Raw genomic sequence first — 17,781 nt, forward strand, 5'->3', positions numbered from 1 at the left:
GCCCCTGTGGGAGATGTCACTGCCCGACACCCGCTCGGCGTACGCGCCGTGTTTGGCCCATTTCGATCCGGGTAGCTGGGCTTTCGTGACCGATGACCCGCTCCGCCCCGCCCTCGACGACCTGCTCGACGATCTCTATGCCGGCCAGGAACGGCTCACCCAGGGCGAGATCCACCGCCGAGCGGTCGCCGCCGAACTCCCGGCCGAGCTGCTGACCCGGATCAACGCCATGCCGGAAGGCGAGTACGCCGACGACGAAGCCGCCGACCTACTGGGCGGCACTTCCCCGTAGCCCACCTCGAACCGCAACGGGGTCGGCGCCTACGAGGCCAACCGCTCGGCCGCGTTGCGGCCCGATCCAGCGAGTTCGACCCCGCCGTCCGACTGGTTGATCTCCGACCACACCGCATCGAGGGAAAGGCCGAGGACGTCGGCGATCGCGGCGATGGTCGGGAAGGCGGGGGTGGCCACGCGACCGGTCTCGATCTTCCGAAGGGTCTCCGGCGAGACACCCGCGGCCAGCGCGGTACCGAGCATCGAACGCTCCCCCCTGGCTCGACGCAGGATGGCGCCGAGGCGCTGTCCGCGCTCGACCTCCGCGGGAGTGAGCGGCAACCTAACCATGGCCGCGATTCTAGTACCGGTATAACATGGCCGGGATACTTATTGGCCGTACAGGTTAGGCGCCGCATGATCGAGATCCTGAACCCCACCCAGCTGCTGCAAGCGAAGGACACCGGCGCCCTGGTCGCCGGCATATTGCAGACCCTGAAGAGCCGCAGCACGGTCGGCACGAACCTTCGGGACATCAACCGGTGGGCCCAGACCATGATCATCGAGGCCGGAGCGCAGTCCTGCTACGTCGACTACGAGCCGTCGTTCGGACGCGGGCCATTCGGCCACTACATCTGTACGTCGGTCAACGACGCCGTGCTGCACGGACTGCCGTACGACTACCCGCTCGCCGACGGCGACCTGCTGTCGCTCGACCTCGCCGTCTCCACCGGCGGAGTTGTCACCGACTCCGCCATCAGCTTCATCGTGGGCGACTCGAAGCCCCCGGAGAGCGTCGCGCTGATCGACGCGACCGAACGCGCGTTGAGCGCGGGGATAGCCGCGGCCGGTCCCGGGGCTCGCATCGGTGACATCTCCCATGCCATCGGCTCGGTCCTCAGCGCGGCGGGATATCCGATCAACACCGAGTTCGGCGGTCACGGCGTCGGCTCGACGATGCACCAGGACCCGCACGTCTCGAACACGGGGCGGCCCGGTCGCGGCTACCGGCTGCGCCCCGGGCTACTGCTGGCACTGGAGCCATGGGTCATGGCGGACACCGCCAGGCTCGTCACCGATGCCGACGGCTGGACACTCCGAAGCGCGACCGGCTGCCGGACGGCGCACAGCGAGCACACGATCGCCATCACCGACGACGGAGCCGAGATTCTCACCCTGCCGAGGCCGGCACAACCGTGAGCTGACGGCCATCCGCGGTCCCCGGTCGGTACACCTGGACCTCGCCTAGACCTCGCCCAGACCCGACGCGGCGGCGGGCGGCGACGGGGTGGTCGGGGGGTGGGGGCCGGTCGCGGCCTGTTGGGCGGTGGCGTAGGCCAGTTGGAGGAAGTCGGAGGCGGCTATGGCCGTCAGGGCGGTGGCCGTCAGCCGGGTGAGGCGAGGGGCGAGGACCAGGCTCCCGGTGAGTCCGGTGGCCACCCAGACGGCCAGGCAGAACGGGCAGCTCAACAGTTCACCGAGGGCGTGCCGGGCGCTGCTGCCCTGGTCGCGTACCTGCTCCATCACCTCACCGTGGCCGCTCGGCCGGTCGTAGCTGGTGAACGGGGCACGCAGCGGGCTGGTGATGGCGTCCTTGGTGAGCAGTCGGCTGAGCTTGTGGGTGGCGATGGCGAGCAGGACGATGTCCTTGGTCGACGGGGCGTCCGGCACCGGGGTACGGGTCGCCCGCACCACTGCGGTCAGCCCGGCGGTGACCCCGGCGTACGCACCGAGCGCCACCAGGTAACCGCCGAGCGGCCGGTGCTCGTGTGGCGCGTACGCCCGGCGCAAGCGCGCGACCCTGTCCCGAACACTCATTGCCGACTCCCTCTATCGATCCGGTGCGGTGCGGTCTCGTTCGCTGCCGGCAGGACCGGCGCCTGGTCCTCCCACCTCACCGGTGGCCGGTCACCCCGGCCGAGCGGGGATTCGCCGAGGGTTCAGCCGGGGGTGAGGTTGTCCGCCACCTCGCGGGCGAGGTTCACCAGCGACTCGTCGGCGAGCCGGTCGAGTCCCCGGTCCTGCGGGTCGGCCGCCAGCTCCAGCCGTACGCTGGCCCCGCCGGCATCGCCCGGTCGGACCTGAAGCCGGGCCGACCAGGTCGGCGAGCCGCTGGTCCGCCAGTGCGCGCCGAGCGGGTCGGTGATCCCGGCCGGTGTGCCGCCGTCGCGGCGCAGTGGCGCGGGCAGCCAGGCGTCCACCCGGTCGGGGTCGGTCGCGGTGTTGAAGACCACCTCGGGCGGCGCGGACATGCCCCGTTCGGCGTGCGCCACCACGTCAGTCGCCGTTCCGGAGCCGGGCCGGGTCGACCTCGCGGCCCGGATGCCGGCTGAGGTATTCGGTCTCCAGCTCGGCGGTGCGGCGCAGGTGGTTGGCCAGCGCCGTGTCGGCGGCGTGCCGGAGCGTGTCCAGCCGGGTCCGGTGCAGGCTGTGCAGTTCCCGGATCAGGTCGTCGTCACCGAGTTCGGCCGGGTCGATGCCGACGTCCTCGGTCTCGTCCTCGGTGAAGCCGGCGGCCACCGTACCGGAGGTGGCGGGGTGGTCGCCGTCCCACTCTCCGACTCGTTGCTCGGGGCTGTCGTCGACGGATCCGGGTGCCCCGAACTGGGCACCGCGTACTGATTCGGTCATTATCGCCCCCGGTTGCTCGACTGGGTTGGCGACTGGACGGTTGCCCACGCCGGACCGACCCCAAACCAGACCCGGGTGGGCGCGGACTACGACGCCGCGTCGGAGAACCGGCTCGGCCGCCGGTACGCTCTAGAGCCATGAGACGGTTGTGGACACCGGCGTGGATCGGCCGCCACGTGCTCACGATCGCGCTCGTGGCCGGGTTCCTGGCGCTCGGCTGGTGGCAGATCAGCCGGGCCTCGGCGGGCAACACACTCAGCTGGGCGTACGCGGTAGAGTGGCCGATCTTCGCCGGTTTTGTGATCTTCCTCTGGATCCGCGAGGCCCGGCACACCCTGCGCCCGGAGGAACCGGCCGCACCGACCGCGCCGGCACCGCCGCCGGCCGGCTCTCCCGGCGTACGGCGACCGGTCCGTTCCGCCCGGATGCTGGTGGCGGCCCGGGGCAGTGGTCCCGAACCGGACGACAGCGATCCCGAGTTGAGCGAGTACAACCACTACCTGTCGTGGTTGAACGCGAATCCGGGCGCCAAGCCCGGCGACTACCCCGGCCCCGGCCGGTAGGAAGGAACGGAACGAAGTGGGCGCAGCCCTGACCCGATACCGTGTGATCGCCTACGTCGTAGGTGTCGTGCTGATCCTGCTGGTCCTGGTGGGAATGCCACTGAAGTACGGCTGGGACGAGCCGGTGGTGGTGGAGACGATCGGCCCGGCACACGGCTTCCTGTACATGATCTACCTCGTCGCCGCGTTCGACGTGACCCGCCGGGCGAAGTGGCCGCTCGGTCAGATGCTGCTGGTGATGCTCGCCGGCACCGTCCCGTTCGTGTCGTTCTATGCCGAACGGGTGGTGAGTCGCCGGATCGCCGCCCAGCTACGGGAGGAGCGACCGCAGCCGCAGACCGTCGCCGGCTGACCCCCGGGCCGGTTCGAGACCGCAGGCACCCCTCCCGCAGTGCAGCACGGAAACGCCCGGCGGGGCGGACGGGCGGCTCCGCGAGACGGATCGGCGGGGCGCCGACGACCTGCATGTCGGGACGTTCCGTCTCGATCCAAATGTCGCACGGCGGGACCGGCCGCAGAAGGCGGCGGCCCCTGAGTGAACCGTGAGCAGGCACGTGAATCCACCGGTCGGCGACGTCACCGACACCCCGTCGCCGACCGCCGGTACGCCCGGCGGGCGAGCGGTCAGCCGTGATCGAACTCGCGGGCGCGTACGGTGTCGACGAACGCCTGCCAGGCGGTTGCCGGGAAGACGACGTACCGGTCCGGGTCGGTGGAGTTGCGGACCGCCATTCCGGCCGTGACCTCGGCAACCTCGACGCATTTCTGCGACTCGCATCGAGTGCTCTTCCGCCACGTACCCGTGCCGGGACCCGGCTGCGACATGCATCCTCCTTGACACCCGCTACCTCGCACGGCAGGCGCCGCGACGAGCAGACGATACCGGTCGGCCAGCGAGGCGGATAGCCCGGAAATGCGTACATTATGGTGCTTCATGTATAGCCTGTACCGATCGCTACCGATCGGTCGCTGAACGCTGCGCGAACCCTGGTATTCGTTTGCGCGCCCGGTGTAGCCTGCTCGATAGTCCGCCGGTCCGGCAGGTAGCGGATAGCCAGGTGGCATCCTGACGACACCGGCACGGCGACCCCTCGCCCCGCCGCCGGTCTGCCGTTGACGGAGAGAGTCTGATGACCACGGCATTCGGCCCGACGGTGGGCAGGCGCAGGCTCCGCTCGGCGATCCGCCGGGCCCGCGAGGCCTCCGGGCTCACCCAGGAGCAGGTCGCCCTCGCGATGGACTGGTCGCTCTCCAAGCTGATCCGGATCGAGTCCGGCTACGTCTCCATCTCCACCAACGACGTCAAGGCCCTGCTGCACCACTACCAGGTGACCGATCCGGCGCAGGTGGCGAAGCTGGTCGAACTGGCCCGGGTGGCCCGTCAACGCACCTGGTGGTCGCAGTACCGGGACAGCGTGCCGCCGGCCTACTACGCCTACATCGGACTTGAGGCGGAGGCGTCGCGGCTCTGCTTCTACCAGTCGGTCGGCATGCCCGGACTGTTGCAGACCGAGGCGTTCGCCCAGGCCGTGGTGCACTCGGTGATCCCGAACTTCAACGACGAGGCGGAGGCCCAGGCGTCGGTGGCACTACGGTTGCGCCGCCAGCGGGAGGTGCTCGACCGGCCCGACCCGCCCACCATCGACGTGGTGCTGGACGAGGCCACCCTGCACCGGCAGACCGGCGGCCGCGAGGTGATCCGCGAACAACTGCTCAATCTGGTACGGCTCGCCGAGGTGGAGCACATCACGATCCAGGTGCTGCCGTTCACCTCGACCATCTACACCCCGCTCGGCCAGTTCGTGATCGTCTGCTTCGCCGGGTCGGAGGAGACCGACGCGGTCTACCTGGAGAGCACCGGGCTGGAGGACGTACTCGACCATCCGGAGTCGGTCACCTCGCACCTGGTGACGTTCGAGGGACTGCGGCGGGCGGCGTTGAGCCCGGCGGAGTCCCTCGAACGGATCGCCACCATCGCCCGCGGCCTGACCTGACCGGCACCGCCGGGGCGGGGCGATCGGTCAGCGGGCCGGTGGTTCCCAGGGCGGCGAGAGGGTGACCAGCGGATCGGCGACGCCACCGGACCGGGCGACCTCCTGGGCCCGGCGCAGGGCCCGGGTGAGCTGGCCGAACTGACGCTCCTGGTCGCTGCTGAACAACAGCATCATTTCGCCCCGGTACCGTCCCCACAGTTCGTGCGTTGGTGGGCGCAGCCGGTGGCCGAGGAACGCGAGCACCACCGGCAGGAACGCGGCGGCGCCGAGGGCCAGGTAGGTGGCGGCGTCGAGCCGGTAGAACTCGCCGGTGTAGCCGAAGGCGACCCCGATCACGACCAGCACAGCACCGGTCACCACCACGGTCCGTACGGTGAGCGGGTCGTGTGGGCCCCGGGCGGTCCTGAGCTGGGTCAGTTCGGCGACCGGGAACCGGTGGCCCGCCACGGTGAACGACTCGCTCGTGACCTGTACGCCGGGCTGCCGGTAGAACTCGACCGGAGCGGGCCGACCCGCCCGCCTTTCGGTTACGGATTGTGCACCTGTTCGGCGCGCGGAGTCGCGCGTAGGATGCATGACAGCCTCCAACGGCTCGTGAGGCGGGCTGATGTGGGGGTCTGTAAAGATCGGCACTTGGTGGCAGCCAGGTGCCGATCATCGTTTTTTGCAACGATGCCGTTGCCGGAATTTGATTCCGGCCCTGCAATCATTGTGCGAAGGACACGCCAGCAGTGGGAAGGGCGATTTCAGCCACCTGGCAGATTTCCAGGCGGCAGCTAGCGCCCTGGACAGATTTATGTCCTTCTTTGTGATGGTTTACCCCACCAATGGGCACTACCCCATTTGCCAACACCGGCCAAAAGGGCACTCGGCGAGTCCCGGTACGGGACCCACCCGCCATATCACCAAGCGACTCGGACCCAGCACGGCTAGTGATCACGACATTCCGCCTATCCGTTGCCGCTTGCCGCAGAACGCTCGGCCCCCACTGTTGTCGCCGCCCGACCTGGGACTAGGTTGGTTCCGCTGGTCCGGTGGTCAGTCATCCCCCTGGGTGATGCCGGCCCGGCGCCGCCGAAGCGCTCCGGCCGGACCCGACCACGCAGTGACACTCCGCAGTCGCGGTCCGCGATCGCTCCACAACGGACACCGCTCGTTCGGCGGTGGCCGACCAGCGGACACACCGCTGCCCGTGAAGCGGAACGCCGGCTCGAACCCGGTCCGGCACCACCCGGACCGCGATCGGGACACCCGTTCGGCGGCGGGAAAGGAAGGGGCTCCGCACTCTTGCCATCCACGCGGATCCTGTTGCGCGCGCTCGTCCTGGCGGGTCTGTCGGTCGGGCTGATCGCGCCCACCACGATCGCCCAGGCGGAACCGTCCGCCGCCGAGCTCACGCAGCAGATCGACAAGGCTTCGACCGAGCTGGAAAAGATCGTCGAGTCGTACAACAAGCTCAACGAGCAGATCAAGAGCACCAAGGCCGCGACCGCCGAACTGGGCGTCAAACTCGCACCGCTGGAACAGCAGGCCACGCAGAGCCGCGCCGAGGTGGCCGCACTCGCCACCAAGGCGTACAAGGGGGGCGGGCTGCGTACGGCGGACGCGCTGCTCGGCGACAACGCCGCGGACAGCCTGATCGCCCGGCTCGGCACCCTCGACTACCTGGCCCGCAACCGGGAGCGGCAGCTCGCCGGGCTGACCGCCGCCCAGCAGCAGTACGTCGACCAGAAGGCCAAGCTCGACGGCACGCTGGCCCGGCAGACCGCACAGGCCAAGGAACTCGATGCCGGCAAGAAGAAGATCGAGGCCGAGATCGCCAAGCTCTCCGAGCTGCGCCGCAAGGCGTACGGCTCGGCGACCTCGACCGGCACCAAGTACACCGGCAAGATCCCGGCCGTCTCCGGCAAGGCCGGCGCCGCCGTCACGTACGCGTACAAGGCGATCGGCAAGCCGTACGTCTGGGCGGCCGAGGGGCCGAACGGGTACGACTGCTCCGGGCTGACCCTGGCCGCGTGGAAGGTGGCCGGCAAGTCCCTGCCACACAACGCGGAGATGCAGTGGGGCAAGGTGGCGCACATCAGCCGAAGTTCACTGCAACCCGGTGACCTGGTCTTCTACAGCAGTCTCGGACACGTCGCGCTCTACGTCGGCGGCAACCAGGTGATCCACGCGCCGAGCTTCGGCGACAGCGTCAAACTCGCCAGCGTGGACATGATGAAGCCGTACGGCTACGGCCGGGTCCGCTAACCTGCCCGGGTGACCACGCCCGACCACCCCGACCCGCTGGCGGGTACGGCGATCGAACTCCTGACGCCGTACCTGCCGGCGATCGGCATAGCCGGTGTGGGGCACGGGGACCCCGCCGTCCGGTCGCTCTACGAGACCGTGGCCGCCCGGCTGCGTGCCCTGGGCGAAGCGGAGGCGCTGGCCGAGTTCGTCCGGCAACCCCGCAACAACTCCCTCGTACGCCGACTGCTCGCGACCGCCGTCCGGGACGACCCGGCGTACGCGGCCGAGCTGGCTGCCGCCGTCGCGGCGGTCCCACCCGTCGGCTCGCAGACCGCGGCCAGCGCGGGTCCCCCGGCCGACGCCCCGGACCGGAGCCGGTCCACCGGCACCCGGCGGCTGTTCCGACGTACGCTGCTCGTCACCCTGGCGGTGTCGGCCGTCGCGGTGTTGGTGGTCTGCCTGGTGGCCCGGAACATCCTCGCCGACCTGGACGACAGCGGCGGCCTCACCACCCAGTCCTCCTGTGCCGAGTTCCGGCAGGCGCCACGGGAGGACCGGTCCCGTGCCCTGCGGGCCATCGCGCTGGCCCGGGGCGTGCCCGAGTTGGACACCCCGCTGGCCCTGACCGTGGTCACCCAGGCCTGTGCCAGCGCCCCGGACCGCCGGCTCGGCGACGTGGTGGCGGGATTCGGCAACTGAACGTGGTGGAAACGGCGGTGGCCGGTGTCCCCCGAACTTCCGGGAGACACCGGCCACGTTCGCCGTTGGGTGTGTGATCAGGCTCAGGCGGCCTGTAGGCCCTCCGCGCGGGCCAGCTCACGCAGCCGACCGAGCGCCTGGATCTCAAGCTGGCGGATCCGCTCGCGGGAGAGCGAGAAGCGCGAGGCGACCTCGGTGAGCGAGTGCTCGCGCCCGTCCTCCAGGCCGTAGCGGGCCCGCATGATGCCGGCCGAACGGTCGTCGAGGTGGTTGAGCAGGCCCTCGATCCGCTGCCGCTCCAGTGCGGTCAGCACGATCTCCTCGGGCGACGGCGCGTCGCTGTCGGCGACCAGGTCACCGAGGTTGGTGTCGCCGTCGTCGCCGACCGGGGTGTCCAGCGACACCGTGTCCTGCGACCAGCGGACCAGCTCGTGCACCCGTTCCACCGTCACGCCCAGGGACTTCGCGATCTGCTCCGGCTCCGGGTCGGCGCCCAGCTCGCGGGTGAGCTGACGGGCCACGTTGCGCATCCGGTTGACGTCCTCGACCAGGTGCACCGGCAGCCGTACGGTCCGCTCCTGCTGGGCGATCGCCCGGCTGATCGCCTGGCGGATCCACCAGGTGGCGTACGTCGAGAACTTGTAGCCGCGCTCGTAGTCGAACTTCTCCACCGCCCGGACCAGGCCGGTGTTGCCCTCCTGGATCAGGTCGAGCATCGGCATCCCGGACCGGACGTAACGACGGGCGATCGAAACCACCAGTCGCAGGTTCGCCCGGATGAACAGATCCTTCGCCCGACCCCCCTCGACCACCAGGCGCTCCAGCTCCTCGCGGCCGACACCCACCGGAACACGGCCCTCTTCGAGCAGGTGCTCCGCGTAGAGGCCCGCCTCGATCGACTTCGAGAGGTCGACCTCCTTGGCGGCGTCGAGCAGCGGTGTGCGAGAGATCTCGTGCAGGTAGACGCCAACCAGGTCACGCTCCTCGGCGACCTCGTCGGTACGCATAACGATGCTCTTCTCCACGTCGCTCACGGTCCCCTCGTCTACCCCGGTTGCCCGGTTACCTGCCATCCCCACGTTCATCAGCCCTCCCCCGTAACCCCTGCTGTGCCCTGTGGCGCTGACACCTACACAACAGTTGAGACGCGTTGGGGATTCCATCCCGTGGGTCGAAAGTGTCACGAATGCCTGAGTAGTTGCTGTGAGCACGATCGACGTTTGCTGTCAGGAGGGCTCTTCAGCTGCGGTGCAACCCGTATCCGTAGACGACTGTCGGATCGATTGCGCACTCTTCGGCCGGATAAATAGCAACACCACGACACAACGACGCGCAGCGATCCGCATCACCACCGACCTGCGATCCTCGTCACTACACCAACACGCACCAGGAGCATGAACGGTTCACCACGGCTGAGGGTTACCCCTGTACGTGGTGAACAATCCGGCCGGCCAGCAAAGTCCCCTTGATCAACCCTGTCCGGCGATGGGTCTTGCGACGGGTTTGGTGGCGGGTCTGCCGGCCCTGACCGGCAGCGCCTCGGCGGCGAGTTCGAGGGCCCGTCCGGTCCGGGCCCGGTCGCGGGTGGCGACCCCGACGAAGAGGCAGTCGATCACGGTGAGCTGGGCCAGCCGACTGGCCAACGCACCGCTGCGGTACGACGTCTCGCGGGCCGCCGTGGCCAGCACGAAGTCGGCGACCGCCCCGATCGGCGCACGGGGGTGGTTGGTCAGCGCCACCGTGGTCGCGCCGCGCGCCCGCGCCCGCGCCAACACCCCGATCGACTCGGCGGTGCTGCCGGTGTGCGATACGGCCACCGCCACGTCGCCCCGGCCGAGCAGGGCGGCCGAGGTCAGGGCCGTGTGGCCGTCCGGGAAGCAGAAGGCGAGCCGGCCGATCCGGTGCAGTTTTCGCTGGAAGTCGACGGCGGCCAGGCCGCTGGCGCCGGCGCCGTAGATCTCGATCCGTCCGGCGGCGTGGATCGCCGCGACAACCCGCTCGCAGACGGCCGGGTCGAGTTGCTCGGCGGTCTCCGCCACCGCCCGCGCGTCGTGGAAGGCGATGGTGGCGATGATCTGGGCCAGGTCGGCACCGGGTGGGATGTCGCCGCCGACGACCCGGGCGTCCGGCGGATCAACCCGCCGGGCCGCCTCGGCGGCGAGCCGGATCCGTAGCTGTGGGTATCCGGTGAGCCCGAGCGAGCGGCAGAACCGGACGACGGTGGCCTCCGAGGTCTCGGCGGCGGTGGCGAGATCGGTGATCGTACGGCGGGCGACCTCGGCCGGGTCGGCGAGCACGAACCGGGCCACCCGCAGTTGTGCCGGGGACAGCGACGGAAGCAGACCACTGATCTGGACGATCAGGCCGCCAGGCACATGACCTGCGGAAATCTTCGCAATCTTCCCCACCAGCGAAAGTTACTCATGGGCTCGGAGAGCGTCAACCACGCGCCGGGCGCGGTCGGGCGGATACGGCCGAACGGGCGGCCGACCCCACCGTCAGGCGATCCTGGCCGACCATTCCCCCAGCACCTTCGCCTCGTCGGCGGGTTCCAGCCCACCCCGGCGTACGTCGTCGGGGTGGGTACGCATCCAGTCCAGCGTGCTCGCGGCGGTCTCCGCGAGCGGCCGGGTACGCAGTCCGGCGGCGAGCGAGTCGGTCACGTCCCGAGTCAGGAATCCCGCGTATTCGGGCAGCGGCAGCCAGAGCGGCAGGGCCCGTTCACCGGACCACGGCCGGACATCCCGCTCGACCAGGAAGTCCTGCGCGACCCAGGTCAGTTCCGGGTCGGGGCGGCCGACACCGGCGGCCACCCCGGCCAGGAACCCGGCCCTCGACAGCGGTGCGCCCATGCCGTCGAAGGTGCCGGTCAGGCCGGTTTCGGCCGCGTACAGCAGCCACTGGGCGAGGTCGGCGACGTCGACGTACTGGACCAGCTCGTCCGGTGCGCCGGGGGCCAGCACCTCGCCGCCCCGGGCCAGCCGGTCGACCCAGTACGGGAACCGGTCGCTCGGGTCCTCCGGCCCGACGATGAGGCCGGCCCGGCAGACGAACGAGCGCTGCGCACCGATCGTGTCGAGTACGGCTTGCTCGCAGGAGACCTTGCACGGGCCGTAGAACTCGGCGTGCTCGCCGATGGGGTTGTCCACCCCTTCCGGGGCGGGCGCGAGCATCTCCGCCGTAGCGGCCCGCTGGCCGGGGGTGCCGTTGTCGGCGTAGACCGAGCAGGTGGAGACGTACGACCAGTGGTCGACCCGGTCGGCGAGGGCGGCCACCGCGTGCCGGGCGTGGCTCGGACGCCGGGTCACGTCGACGACCGCGTCGAACCGCTCACCGTCCAGGGCGGACAGTCCGGCCGGGTCGTCGCGGTCCACCTGCACGAACCGGACGCCGGGCACCGGCTCACCGGACACCCCACGGGCCGCGCAGGTGACCTCGTGGCCAGCCGCGGCGGCCAGTCGGGCGACCGCACGGCCGAGGAACATGGTGCCACCGAGTACGAGTAGACGCATACGCCGATCCTGCTGCCGATCGGGCCCGGTGACCAGCCCGGTCTGCCGACAGCAGAAGGCTTACGCCGACGGCGCAAGCCTCCCACCGCCGACGGCGCAAGCCTCCCACCGCCGAGGGCTCAGCTGCCGGGGTGGGCGGTTCGGCTCAGCACCGCCGGTGGCGGCAGCGGCGGTGACGGCGGTGGTTCGGGCAGCCGGGTCGGCGGGGTGGCCGGCGGCGGCTCCGGCGACAGCCACGGGCGCAGGTACACCGCGATCTGGGCGGTGACCTCGTCCGGCGTCCGGTTCGCGTCGATCACCACGAAGGTGCCGTACTCGGGCAGGGACCTGTAGGCGGCGTCGGCTGTGGTCAGGTACTCCATGCTCTCGTGGTCGGTGCCCCGCCGTTCGATCCGCTGGTACGCCTCGGCCGGGTCGACCACCAGCAGGAAGGTGACCTCGGGTTCGGGGAAGACCCGGTAGCCGAGCCGGGCCAGTCGTTGCGCGCGGGGTGTGCCACGGTGCACCCGGATGCTGGCGTACTGGTCGAAGGAGTAGCGGTCCATGACCGCGAGCCGGCGGCCGACGGCGGACCGGACCAGCGCGCGGGCGATGGCCAGCCACCGGAGTACCGACTCGGCGAACAGCAGTCCCCGGTCGCCGAGCAGTCGCCGGGCGTCGGGGCGGCCGAGTCGCCGGGCGGCCCGGCCGAACCAGCGCCGGCCACCGGCGTTGCGTGAGTAGGTGGTCGGTACTCCGGCGCGGTCCAGTGCGGCGGCGAGTCGGTGCGCCTGGGTCGTCTTGCCCGAGCCATCGATGCCGACAAGCGCGACGACGCGAAGCCGCCCCCTGCCGACCGTTTCAACGTGCCGATCCTGCGCAGATGGGGCCACGCCCAGCAACGGTACCGGGCGCTCGCACCCCTCGATGATTTTCGTGATCGTATGTGGCGAATTTCCGGAAATCCTGCGCCGGCTTTCGCCGATGATGAGGCAATTAGCAGAGGGGTGGATTCCGGGCCGACATCCCGACCGAGGTGTGAAGGAGCAGGGTGCCGGGTACCGACAAATTCGGCACCAACCGACCAGATGCCCGCCACCAACCACCACGGGAGACGTTATGGATCACCGCGGGGACGAGGGTCTACTGCATACCCTCAAGCGGGTCGCCGCCGTCCTCAAACAGTCCGAGATTCCCTTCGCGCTGGGCGGAAGCTTCGCCGTCTACGCCCACGGCGGTCACTCCAGCGACCACGACGTCGACTTCCTGCTTCGTGAGCAGGACACCGAACGCGCACTGGAGGCCCTGGTGGCCGAGGGTTTCGTCGCCGAACGGCCGCCGGAGGACTGGCTGGTCAAGGTGTACGACGACGGCCGGCTGGTGGACCTGATCCATCGCCCGATCGAAACCCCGGTCACCGACGACACCCTGCTCGACACCGTCGTCCGCCCGGTCGACGCGATCCACATGCCGGTGCTCACCGCCACCCGGCTGATGGTGCACAAGCTGCTCAGCTTCTCCCAGCACTACTGCGACTTCGCCCGCGGCCTGCCGCTGGCCCGTTCCCTGCGCGAGCAGATCGACTGGGACCGGGTCCGGGAGGAGACCGGGCACTCGCCGTACGCGGAGGCGTTCCTGATCCTGCTGCACCGACTGGAGGTCGTACCGGACGCGACCGCGGAGGCGACGGCCCGGACCGAGGCTGCTCGGGCGGAGGCCAACCGGACCGAGAAGGAGGTGCTGGCATGACCGGATCCGACCGGGCCGCCGCCGAGCGGTCCGACGACTACCTGGAGGCGGCCGTACAGCGGCTGTTGACCGAGAACACCGACATCGCCGAACAGGGCATCACCGTCGACCGCCGGGACGGGTCACTGGTGCTCTACGGCGAGGTGGAGAGCCAGCAGCGGCGCGAGGAGATCCTGCGCCGGGTCGCCGAGACGTACCCGGACCTGCCGTTGAAGGTCGACATAGGACTGATCCGCGCCCAGGCCCCGACCGAGGTGGAGGAGCTGCCGTGAGGGGGAGAACGTGGTGATCCGGATCGCCGCCGTCGGCGACGTGCACCTGGACGAGGACGTCGTCGGCCGGTTCCGACCGGCGCTGGACCAGATCAAGGAGTACGCCGACGTGCTGCTGCTCGCCGGTGACCTGACCCGGCACGGCACCGAGGCCGAGGCGCGCTGCGTGGCCACCGAGTTCGGTGGGCTGGACGTACCGGTGGTGACGGTGCTCGGTAACCACGACCACCACTGTGACCAGGTCCCGGCGGTGGTCCGGGTGCTGGAGGACGCGGGCATCACCGTACTGGAGGGGACCGGGGTGGTGCTGCGCTGCGGCGAGCACCGGCTCGGCATCGCCGGGGCCAAGGGCTTCGGCGGCGGGTTCGCCGGCCGCTGCGCCAGCGAGTTCGGCGAGCCGGAGATGAAGGCGTTCATCCGTACGACCACCGAGGTCGCGAACCGGCTCGGCACCGCACTGCGGGAGTTGGACGCTGACGTACGGGTGGCGCTGACCCACTACGCCCCGGTGCCGGACACGCTCGTCGGTGAGCCGTTGGAGATCTATCCGTTCCTCGGCTCGTACCTGCTCGGCGAGGCCATCGACTCGGCACCCACCGCACTGGCCATCCACGGCCACGCGCACCACGGGACCGAGCGCGGCACCACACCCGGTGGCGTACGCGTACGCAACGTGGCACACCCGGTGATCAAGCAGGCCTACAGTGTGTTCCACCTCGCAGAGCAGGCGGAGCGAGAGAAGGTTTCTGCGGAATTCGGGTCGGGTACTGACCGTTCATGGACCTGATTCTTTGGATTCTCGCAGTCGTACTGGTCGTCTCGGGCGTGCTCGCACTGTTCCGGCGGCAGCTCCTCTGGGGCATCGTGCTCATCATCATCGGCCTGCTCGTGGGCCCCGGCGGGGTCAGCATCTTCAACTAGCGACCCCATCCCCTCCCGACTGTTCCCCCATCCCTCCTCCCGCTCCTCCCCCTTCCCTCCCGTTCCTCCCCCCTCCCGGAACTTCGGTTCCCTTCGGCCCGCCGGGGTCGTCGTACCGGGTCTTCGTCCTCCCCGACGGAAGGCCCGGGGCGACGGCCCCGGCGCTTTCGTCGTCACCACCTTCGCGGTCACCCACTGGAAAATCCAGTCCAATCGATACCTGAATGTTCACATTTGTCGATTGCCGAATGTTGCAAGATCCAGTATGTGGAACGGGCCGATTCGTCCCGCCCCTCGTCAGAGGGCATGCCAGTAAACGAACAGGTTTCCGAATCGTTACGGCCTCGTGCCGCTCCAGGGGTGGACGGCCCCTCCTGCAAGCGCTTACATGTGGGGACGCCCATCAGGGCCGGCGCGGATCCCCCGGGGGTCTCCCCACGCGCCGGCGAAGGAAGGAGGACGGCATGGCGGTCTTCACCAGACCACGCCAGGCCCTCGTGATCGCCAGCGCGCTGGCGCTGACCTTCAGCGCCACCGCCTGCTCTTCGAGCGATAGCGACAGCAGCAGCAACGCGGACTCCCCCGAGTGCGCCGCCTACTCGGCATACCAGGACAGCGACGGAGAAAAGGTCACCGTCTACGCGTCCATCCGGGACGCGGAGGCCGACGTCCTACAGGAATCCTGGAAGCAGTTCGAGGACTGCACCGGCATCGAGATCGACTACGAGGGCAGCGGCGAGTTCGAGGCCCAGCTCCAGGTACGGGTGGACGGCGGAAACGCCCCGGACATCAGCTTCATCCCGCAGCCCGGCCTGCTCAACCGCTTCGCCGAGGCCGGCAAGCTCAAGGCGGCGTCGGCCGAGACCAAGGCGATGGCCGAGAAGAACTACCCGGCGGACTGGCTGAAGTACTCCACGGTCAAGGGCACCTTCTACGGGGCGCCGCTCGGCTCCAACGTGAAGTCCTTCGTCTGGTATTCGCCGAAGACCTTCAAGGAGAAGGGCTGGACGGTCCCGACCACCTGGGCCGAACTGCTCACCCTCAGCGAGAAGATCGCCGCCACCGGCGAGAAGCCGTGGTGTGCCGGGATCGAGTCCGGTGACGCCACCGGCTGGCCGGCGACCGACTGGATCGAAGACCTGATGCTGCGGACGGTGACGCCCGAGGTCTACGACCAGTGGACCACCCACGGCATCCCGTTCAACGACCCGCAGGTCGCCTCCGCCCTCAACGAGGCCGGCAAGATCCTGAAGAACCCGAAGTACGTCAACGGCGGCTACGGCGACGTCAAGAGCATCGCGGCGACCTCGTTCCAGGAGGCCGGTCTGCCGATCCTCGAAGGCAAGTGCGCGCTGCACCGCCAGGCGTCGTTCTACGCCAACAACTGGCCGCAGGGCACCAAGGTGGCCGAGGACGGCGACGTCTACGCCTTCTACTTCCCGGCGATCGACCCGGCCAAGGGCAAGCCGGTGCTGGGTGGTGGCGAGTTCACCGTCGCCTTCGCCGACCGGCCCGAGGTGCAGAAGGTGCAGACCTACCTGGCCTCGCCCGAGTACGCCAACGGTCGGGCCAAGCTCGGCAACAACGTCTCCGCCAACAAGGGCCTGGACATCAACAACGTCCCGAACCCGATCGACAAGCTCTCCGTACAGATCCTCCAGGACCCGAACACCGTCTTCCGGTTCGACGGCTCGGACCTGATGCCGGCCGCCGTCGGCGCGGGCACGTTCTGGAAGGGCATGATCGAGTGGGTCAACGGTAAGGACACCGCCGCAACGCTCTCCCAGATCGAGAGCACCTGGCCGAAATGAGTTCCACCGGTGGTCCGGCCCGATGACGTCGGGCCGGACCACCGGTTCGTAGACGGCCCCGGGAGGGCGGATGAACTTCGACTTCGCGGACGAGACACCCAAGCTCGTCATGCTGCTGTACGGGCTGGTGGCCTTCGTCGTCGTGGTCGGCGGCCTGCTGCTCCTGCTCGACGTCGTACCCAATTGGTTCGCCCGCAGGCGTGAGTCCCGGCTGATCGCGGTCTCGGCCGGCGGCGGCGCGGTGGCCGGCGGCAACCCGCTCGCCCGGCCCCGACGGCCCTGGCGCACCGAAGGACTGTTCGGCCTCTTCTTCCTGCTGCCGACCGTGCTGCTGCTGCTCATCGGCCTGGTCATCCCGGCCATCCGTACGGTCGCGCTCTCGTTCATGGACGGCGGCAGCGACAGCTGGGTCGGGTTGCAGAACTACGGCTGGCTGTTCAGCCAGGACGAGATCGTCCGGGTGCTGGTCAACACCCTGATCTGGGTGATCCTGGTCCCGCTGCTGGCCACCACCACCGGCCTGCTCTACGCCGTACTGGTGGACAAGGCGCGGTTCGAGGCGGTCGCCAAGTCGCTGATCTTCCTGCCGATGGCGATCTCGTTCGTCGGCGCCGGCATCATCTGGCGCTTCGTCTACGCCTACCGGGGCGAGGGCGAAACGCAGATCGGCCTGCTCAACCAGATAGTGGTGTGGTTCGGTGGCGTCCCCCGCCAATGGTTGCAGGAACCGCCGCTGAACACGCTGCTGCTGATCGTGATCCTGATCTGGATCCAGGCCGGCTTCGCCATGGTGGTGCTCTCCGCCGCGATCAAGGCCATCCCCGGCGACATCGTCGAGGCGGCCCGGCTGGACGGGGTCACCCCGTGGCAGATGTTCTGGCAGGTCACGCTCCCGAGCATCCGGCCGGCGCTGATAGTGGTGGTGGTGACCATCTCGATCGGCACGCTCAAGGTCTTCGACATCGTCCGGACCGCGACGAACGGCAACTTCGACACCAACGTGATCGCCAGCGAGATGTACAACCAGGCGTTCCGCTACGGCGAGACCGGCCAGGGCTCGGCCCTCGCGGTCTTCCTCTTCGTCCTGGTGATCCCGATCGTGATCTACCAGATCCGCAACCTGCGCAAGCAGCGGGAGGTATGAC

The 17,781-nt window shown here is 69.5% G+C and carries 23 protein-coding genes; 13 read left to right on the plus strand and 10 right to left on the minus strand.

The window, feature by feature from the left end; all coding sequences use genetic code 11:
• Window positions 1-85: 85 nt before the first annotated feature.
• Complete coding sequence (locus OG792_RS27600) at window positions 86-292, plus strand: hypothetical protein (RefSeq protein WP_329103724.1); 207 nt, start codon at window positions 86-88, stop codon at window positions 290-292.
• 29 nt (window positions 293-321) lie between these two features.
• Here the strand turns inward: OG792_RS27600 and OG792_RS27605 are convergent, their stop codons facing one another.
• Window positions 322-624: a helix-turn-helix transcriptional regulator gene (locus tag OG792_RS27605; RefSeq protein WP_329103725.1), complete on the minus strand. Its 303-nt coding sequence runs from the start codon at window positions 622-624 to the stop codon at window positions 322-324.
• A 66-nt stretch (window positions 625-690) separates the two neighbouring features.
• Between OG792_RS27605 and map the strand changes: the two genes are divergently transcribed.
• Window positions 691-1,473 carry a type I methionyl aminopeptidase gene (gene map, locus OG792_RS27610; protein ID WP_329103727.1) on the plus strand — a complete coding sequence of 261 codons (783 nt, stop codon included), beginning with the start codon at window positions 691-693 and terminating at the stop codon, window positions 1,471-1,473.
• Between the two features lie 45 nt (window positions 1,474-1,518).
• On the opposite strand, the gene OG792_RS27615 is transcribed toward map, so the two are convergent.
• From OG792_RS27615 to OG792_RS27625, 3 genes are all read right to left on the minus strand, one after another.
• Window positions 1,519-2,091 (minus strand): DUF1360 domain-containing protein, encoded by a 573-nt coding sequence (locus tag OG792_RS27615; protein ID WP_329103728.1) that lies wholly within the window; start codon window positions 2,089-2,091, stop codon window positions 1,519-1,521.
• Between the two features lie 122 nt (window positions 2,092-2,213).
• Window positions 2,214-2,546: a hypothetical protein gene (locus OG792_RS27620; protein ID WP_329111470.1), complete on the minus strand. Its 333-nt coding sequence runs from the start codon at window positions 2,544-2,546 to the stop codon at window positions 2,214-2,216.
• 4 nt (window positions 2,547-2,550) lie between these two features.
• Window positions 2,551-2,904 (minus strand): DUF6158 family protein, encoded by a 354-nt coding sequence (locus OG792_RS27625; RefSeq protein WP_329103729.1) that lies wholly within the window; start codon window positions 2,902-2,904, stop codon window positions 2,551-2,553.
• A 137-nt stretch (window positions 2,905-3,041) separates the two neighbouring features.
• On the opposite strand from OG792_RS27625, the gene OG792_RS27630 reads away from it, so the two are divergent.
• A complete protein-coding gene (locus OG792_RS27630) occupies window positions 3,042-3,467 on the plus strand; it encodes a hypothetical protein (protein ID WP_329103730.1) in 426 nt (141 codons plus the stop codon).
• A gap of 16 nt (window positions 3,468-3,483) precedes the next feature.
• Complete coding sequence (locus OG792_RS27635; RefSeq protein ID WP_329103732.1) at window positions 3,484-3,819, plus strand: DUF3817 domain-containing protein; 336 nt, start codon at window positions 3,484-3,486, stop codon at window positions 3,817-3,819.
• Window positions 3,820-4,091: 272 nt separating this feature from the next.
• Here OG792_RS27635 and OG792_RS27640 read toward each other — a convergent pair whose 3' ends face one another.
• Entirely contained in the window at window positions 4,092-4,292 is a 201-nt protein-coding gene (locus tag OG792_RS27640; RefSeq protein ID WP_329103734.1) for a DUF397 domain-containing protein, read from the minus strand.
• 305 nt (window positions 4,293-4,597) lie between these two features.
• Here OG792_RS27640 and OG792_RS27645 point away from each other — a divergent pair, with 305 nt between their 5' ends.
• Window positions 4,598-5,461: a helix-turn-helix domain-containing protein gene (locus OG792_RS27645; protein WP_329103737.1), complete on the plus strand. Its 864-nt coding sequence runs from the start codon at window positions 4,598-4,600 to the stop codon at window positions 5,459-5,461.
• A 27-nt stretch (window positions 5,462-5,488) separates the two neighbouring features.
• Here OG792_RS27645 and OG792_RS27650 read toward each other — a convergent pair whose 3' ends face one another.
• A complete protein-coding gene (locus tag OG792_RS27650; RefSeq protein ID WP_329103739.1) occupies window positions 5,489-6,037 on the minus strand; it encodes a DUF6232 family protein in 549 nt (182 codons plus the stop codon).
• A 711-nt stretch (window positions 6,038-6,748) separates the two neighbouring features.
• On the opposite strand from OG792_RS27650, the gene OG792_RS27655 reads away from it, so the two are divergent.
• Both OG792_RS27655 and OG792_RS27660 read left to right on the plus strand, forming a co-directional pair.
• Window positions 6,749-7,711 carry a C40 family peptidase gene (locus OG792_RS27655; protein ID WP_329103741.1) on the plus strand — a complete coding sequence of 321 codons (963 nt, stop codon included), beginning with the start codon at window positions 6,749-6,751 and terminating at the stop codon, window positions 7,709-7,711.
• 9 nt (window positions 7,712-7,720) lie between these two features.
• The gene (locus OG792_RS27660; protein ID WP_329103743.1) at window positions 7,721-8,392 is read left to right on the plus strand and encodes a hypothetical protein; all 672 of its coding nucleotides are present in this window, start codon (window positions 7,721-7,723) and stop codon (window positions 8,390-8,392) included.
• Window positions 8,393-8,475: 83 nt separating this feature from the next.
• Here the strand turns inward: OG792_RS27660 and OG792_RS27665 are convergent, their stop codons facing one another.
• From OG792_RS27665 to OG792_RS27680, 4 genes are all read right to left on the minus strand, one after another.
• On the minus strand, window positions 8,476-9,465 hold the full coding sequence (locus OG792_RS27665) for a sigma-70 family RNA polymerase sigma factor (protein WP_329111471.1): 990 nt from the start codon (window positions 9,463-9,465) through the stop codon (window positions 8,476-8,478).
• A gap of 396 nt (window positions 9,466-9,861) precedes the next feature.
• A complete protein-coding gene (locus tag OG792_RS27670) occupies window positions 9,862-10,800 on the minus strand; it encodes a MurR/RpiR family transcriptional regulator (protein WP_329103745.1) in 939 nt (312 codons plus the stop codon).
• 90 nt (window positions 10,801-10,890) lie between these two features.
• The gene (locus tag OG792_RS27675) at window positions 10,891-11,904 is read right to left on the minus strand and encodes an NAD-dependent epimerase/dehydratase family protein (RefSeq protein ID WP_329103747.1); all 1,014 of its coding nucleotides are present in this window, start codon (window positions 11,902-11,904) and stop codon (window positions 10,891-10,893) included.
• A 119-nt stretch (window positions 11,905-12,023) separates the two neighbouring features.
• On the minus strand, window positions 12,024-12,776 hold the full coding sequence (locus tag OG792_RS27680) for a dTMP kinase (protein ID WP_329103749.1): 753 nt from the start codon (window positions 12,774-12,776) through the stop codon (window positions 12,024-12,026).
• Window positions 12,777-13,002: 226 nt separating this feature from the next.
• Between OG792_RS27680 and OG792_RS27685 the strand changes: the two genes are divergently transcribed.
• The 6 genes from OG792_RS27685 to OG792_RS27710 all read left to right on the plus strand — a co-directional run bounded on the left by OG792_RS27685 (window position 13,003) and on the right by OG792_RS27710 (window position 17,780).
• On the plus strand, window positions 13,003-13,632 hold the full coding sequence (locus tag OG792_RS27685) for a nucleotidyltransferase family protein (RefSeq protein WP_329103751.1): 630 nt from the start codon (window positions 13,003-13,005) through the stop codon (window positions 13,630-13,632).
• A complete protein-coding gene (locus tag OG792_RS27690; protein WP_329103753.1) occupies window positions 13,629-13,904 on the plus strand; it encodes a hypothetical protein in 276 nt (91 codons plus the stop codon). The genes OG792_RS27685 and OG792_RS27690 overlap by 4 nt, the downstream gene beginning before the upstream one ends.
• A 10-nt stretch (window positions 13,905-13,914) precedes the next feature.
• The gene (locus OG792_RS27695; RefSeq protein WP_329103755.1) at window positions 13,915-14,691 is read left to right on the plus strand and encodes a metallophosphoesterase family protein; all 777 of its coding nucleotides are present in this window, start codon (window positions 13,915-13,917) and stop codon (window positions 14,689-14,691) included.
• Window positions 14,682-14,825, plus strand: coding sequence for a GPGG-motif small membrane protein (locus OG792_RS27700; RefSeq protein WP_170208550.1), 144 nt, complete (start codon window positions 14,682-14,684; stop codon window positions 14,823-14,825). Before OG792_RS27695 ends, OG792_RS27700 begins: the two co-directional genes overlap by 10 nt.
• Window positions 14,826-15,289: 464 nt before the next feature.
• Window positions 15,290-16,636, plus strand: coding sequence for an ABC transporter substrate-binding protein (locus OG792_RS27705; RefSeq protein ID WP_329103760.1), 1,347 nt, complete (start codon window positions 15,290-15,292; stop codon window positions 16,634-16,636).
• Between the two features lie 70 nt (window positions 16,637-16,706).
• Window positions 16,707-17,780, plus strand: coding sequence for a carbohydrate ABC transporter permease (locus OG792_RS27710; RefSeq protein ID WP_329103762.1), 1,074 nt, complete (start codon window positions 16,707-16,709; stop codon window positions 17,778-17,780).
• The last annotated feature ends 1 nt before the right edge of the window (window position 17,781 follow it).

The sequence above is a fragment of the Micromonospora sp. NBC_01699 genome (assembly GCF_036250065.1).
GTDB lineage: Bacteria > Actinomycetota > Actinomycetes > Mycobacteriales > Micromonosporaceae > Micromonospora_G.

Bases quoted from the DNA above. Each gene is read 5' to 3' on its own strand.
- OG792_RS27605 (WP_329103725.1), bottom strand. From the start codon at position 624: ATGGTTAGGTTGCCGCTCACTCCCGCGGAGGTCGAGCGCGGACAGCGC.
- map (WP_329103727.1), top strand. From the start codon at position 691: ATGATCGAGATCCTGAACCCCACCCAGCTGCTGCAAGCGAAGGACACC.
- OG792_RS27615 (WP_329103728.1), bottom strand. From the start codon at position 2,091: ATGAGTGTTCGGGACAGGGTCGCGCGCTTGCGCCGGGCGTACGCGCCA.
- OG792_RS27625 (WP_329103729.1), bottom strand. From the start codon at position 2,904: ATGACCGAATCAGTACGCGGTGCCCAGTTCGGGGCACCCGGATCCGTC.
- OG792_RS27630 (WP_329103730.1), top strand. From the start codon at position 3,042: ATGAGACGGTTGTGGACACCGGCGTGGATCGGCCGCCACGTGCTCACG.
- OG792_RS27640 (WP_329103734.1), bottom strand. From the start codon at position 4,292: ATGTCGCAGCCGGGTCCCGGCACGGGTACGTGGCGGAAGAGCACTCGA.
- OG792_RS27645 (WP_329103737.1), top strand. From the start codon at position 4,598: ATGACCACGGCATTCGGCCCGACGGTGGGCAGGCGCAGGCTCCGCTCG.
- OG792_RS27650 (WP_329103739.1), bottom strand. From the start codon at position 6,037: ATGCATCCTACGCGCGACTCCGCGCGCCGAACAGGTGCACAATCCGTA.
- OG792_RS27665 (WP_329111471.1), bottom strand. From the start codon at position 9,465: ATGGCAGGTAACCGGGCAACCGGGGTAGACGAGGGGACCGTGAGCGAC.
- OG792_RS27675 (WP_329103747.1), bottom strand. From the start codon at position 11,904: ATGCGTCTACTCGTACTCGGTGGCACCATGTTCCTCGGCCGTGCGGTC.
- OG792_RS27685 (WP_329103751.1), top strand. From the start codon at position 13,003: ATGGATCACCGCGGGGACGAGGGTCTACTGCATACCCTCAAGCGGGTC.
- OG792_RS27690 (WP_329103753.1), top strand. From the start codon at position 13,629: ATGACCGGATCCGACCGGGCCGCCGCCGAGCGGTCCGACGACTACCTG.
- OG792_RS27700 (WP_170208550.1), top strand. From the start codon at position 14,682: ATGGACCTGATTCTTTGGATTCTCGCAGTCGTACTGGTCGTCTCGGGC.
- OG792_RS27705 (WP_329103760.1), top strand. From the start codon at position 15,290: ATGGCGGTCTTCACCAGACCACGCCAGGCCCTCGTGATCGCCAGCGCG.
- OG792_RS27710 (WP_329103762.1), top strand. From the start codon at position 16,707: ATGAACTTCGACTTCGCGGACGAGACACCCAAGCTCGTCATGCTGCTG.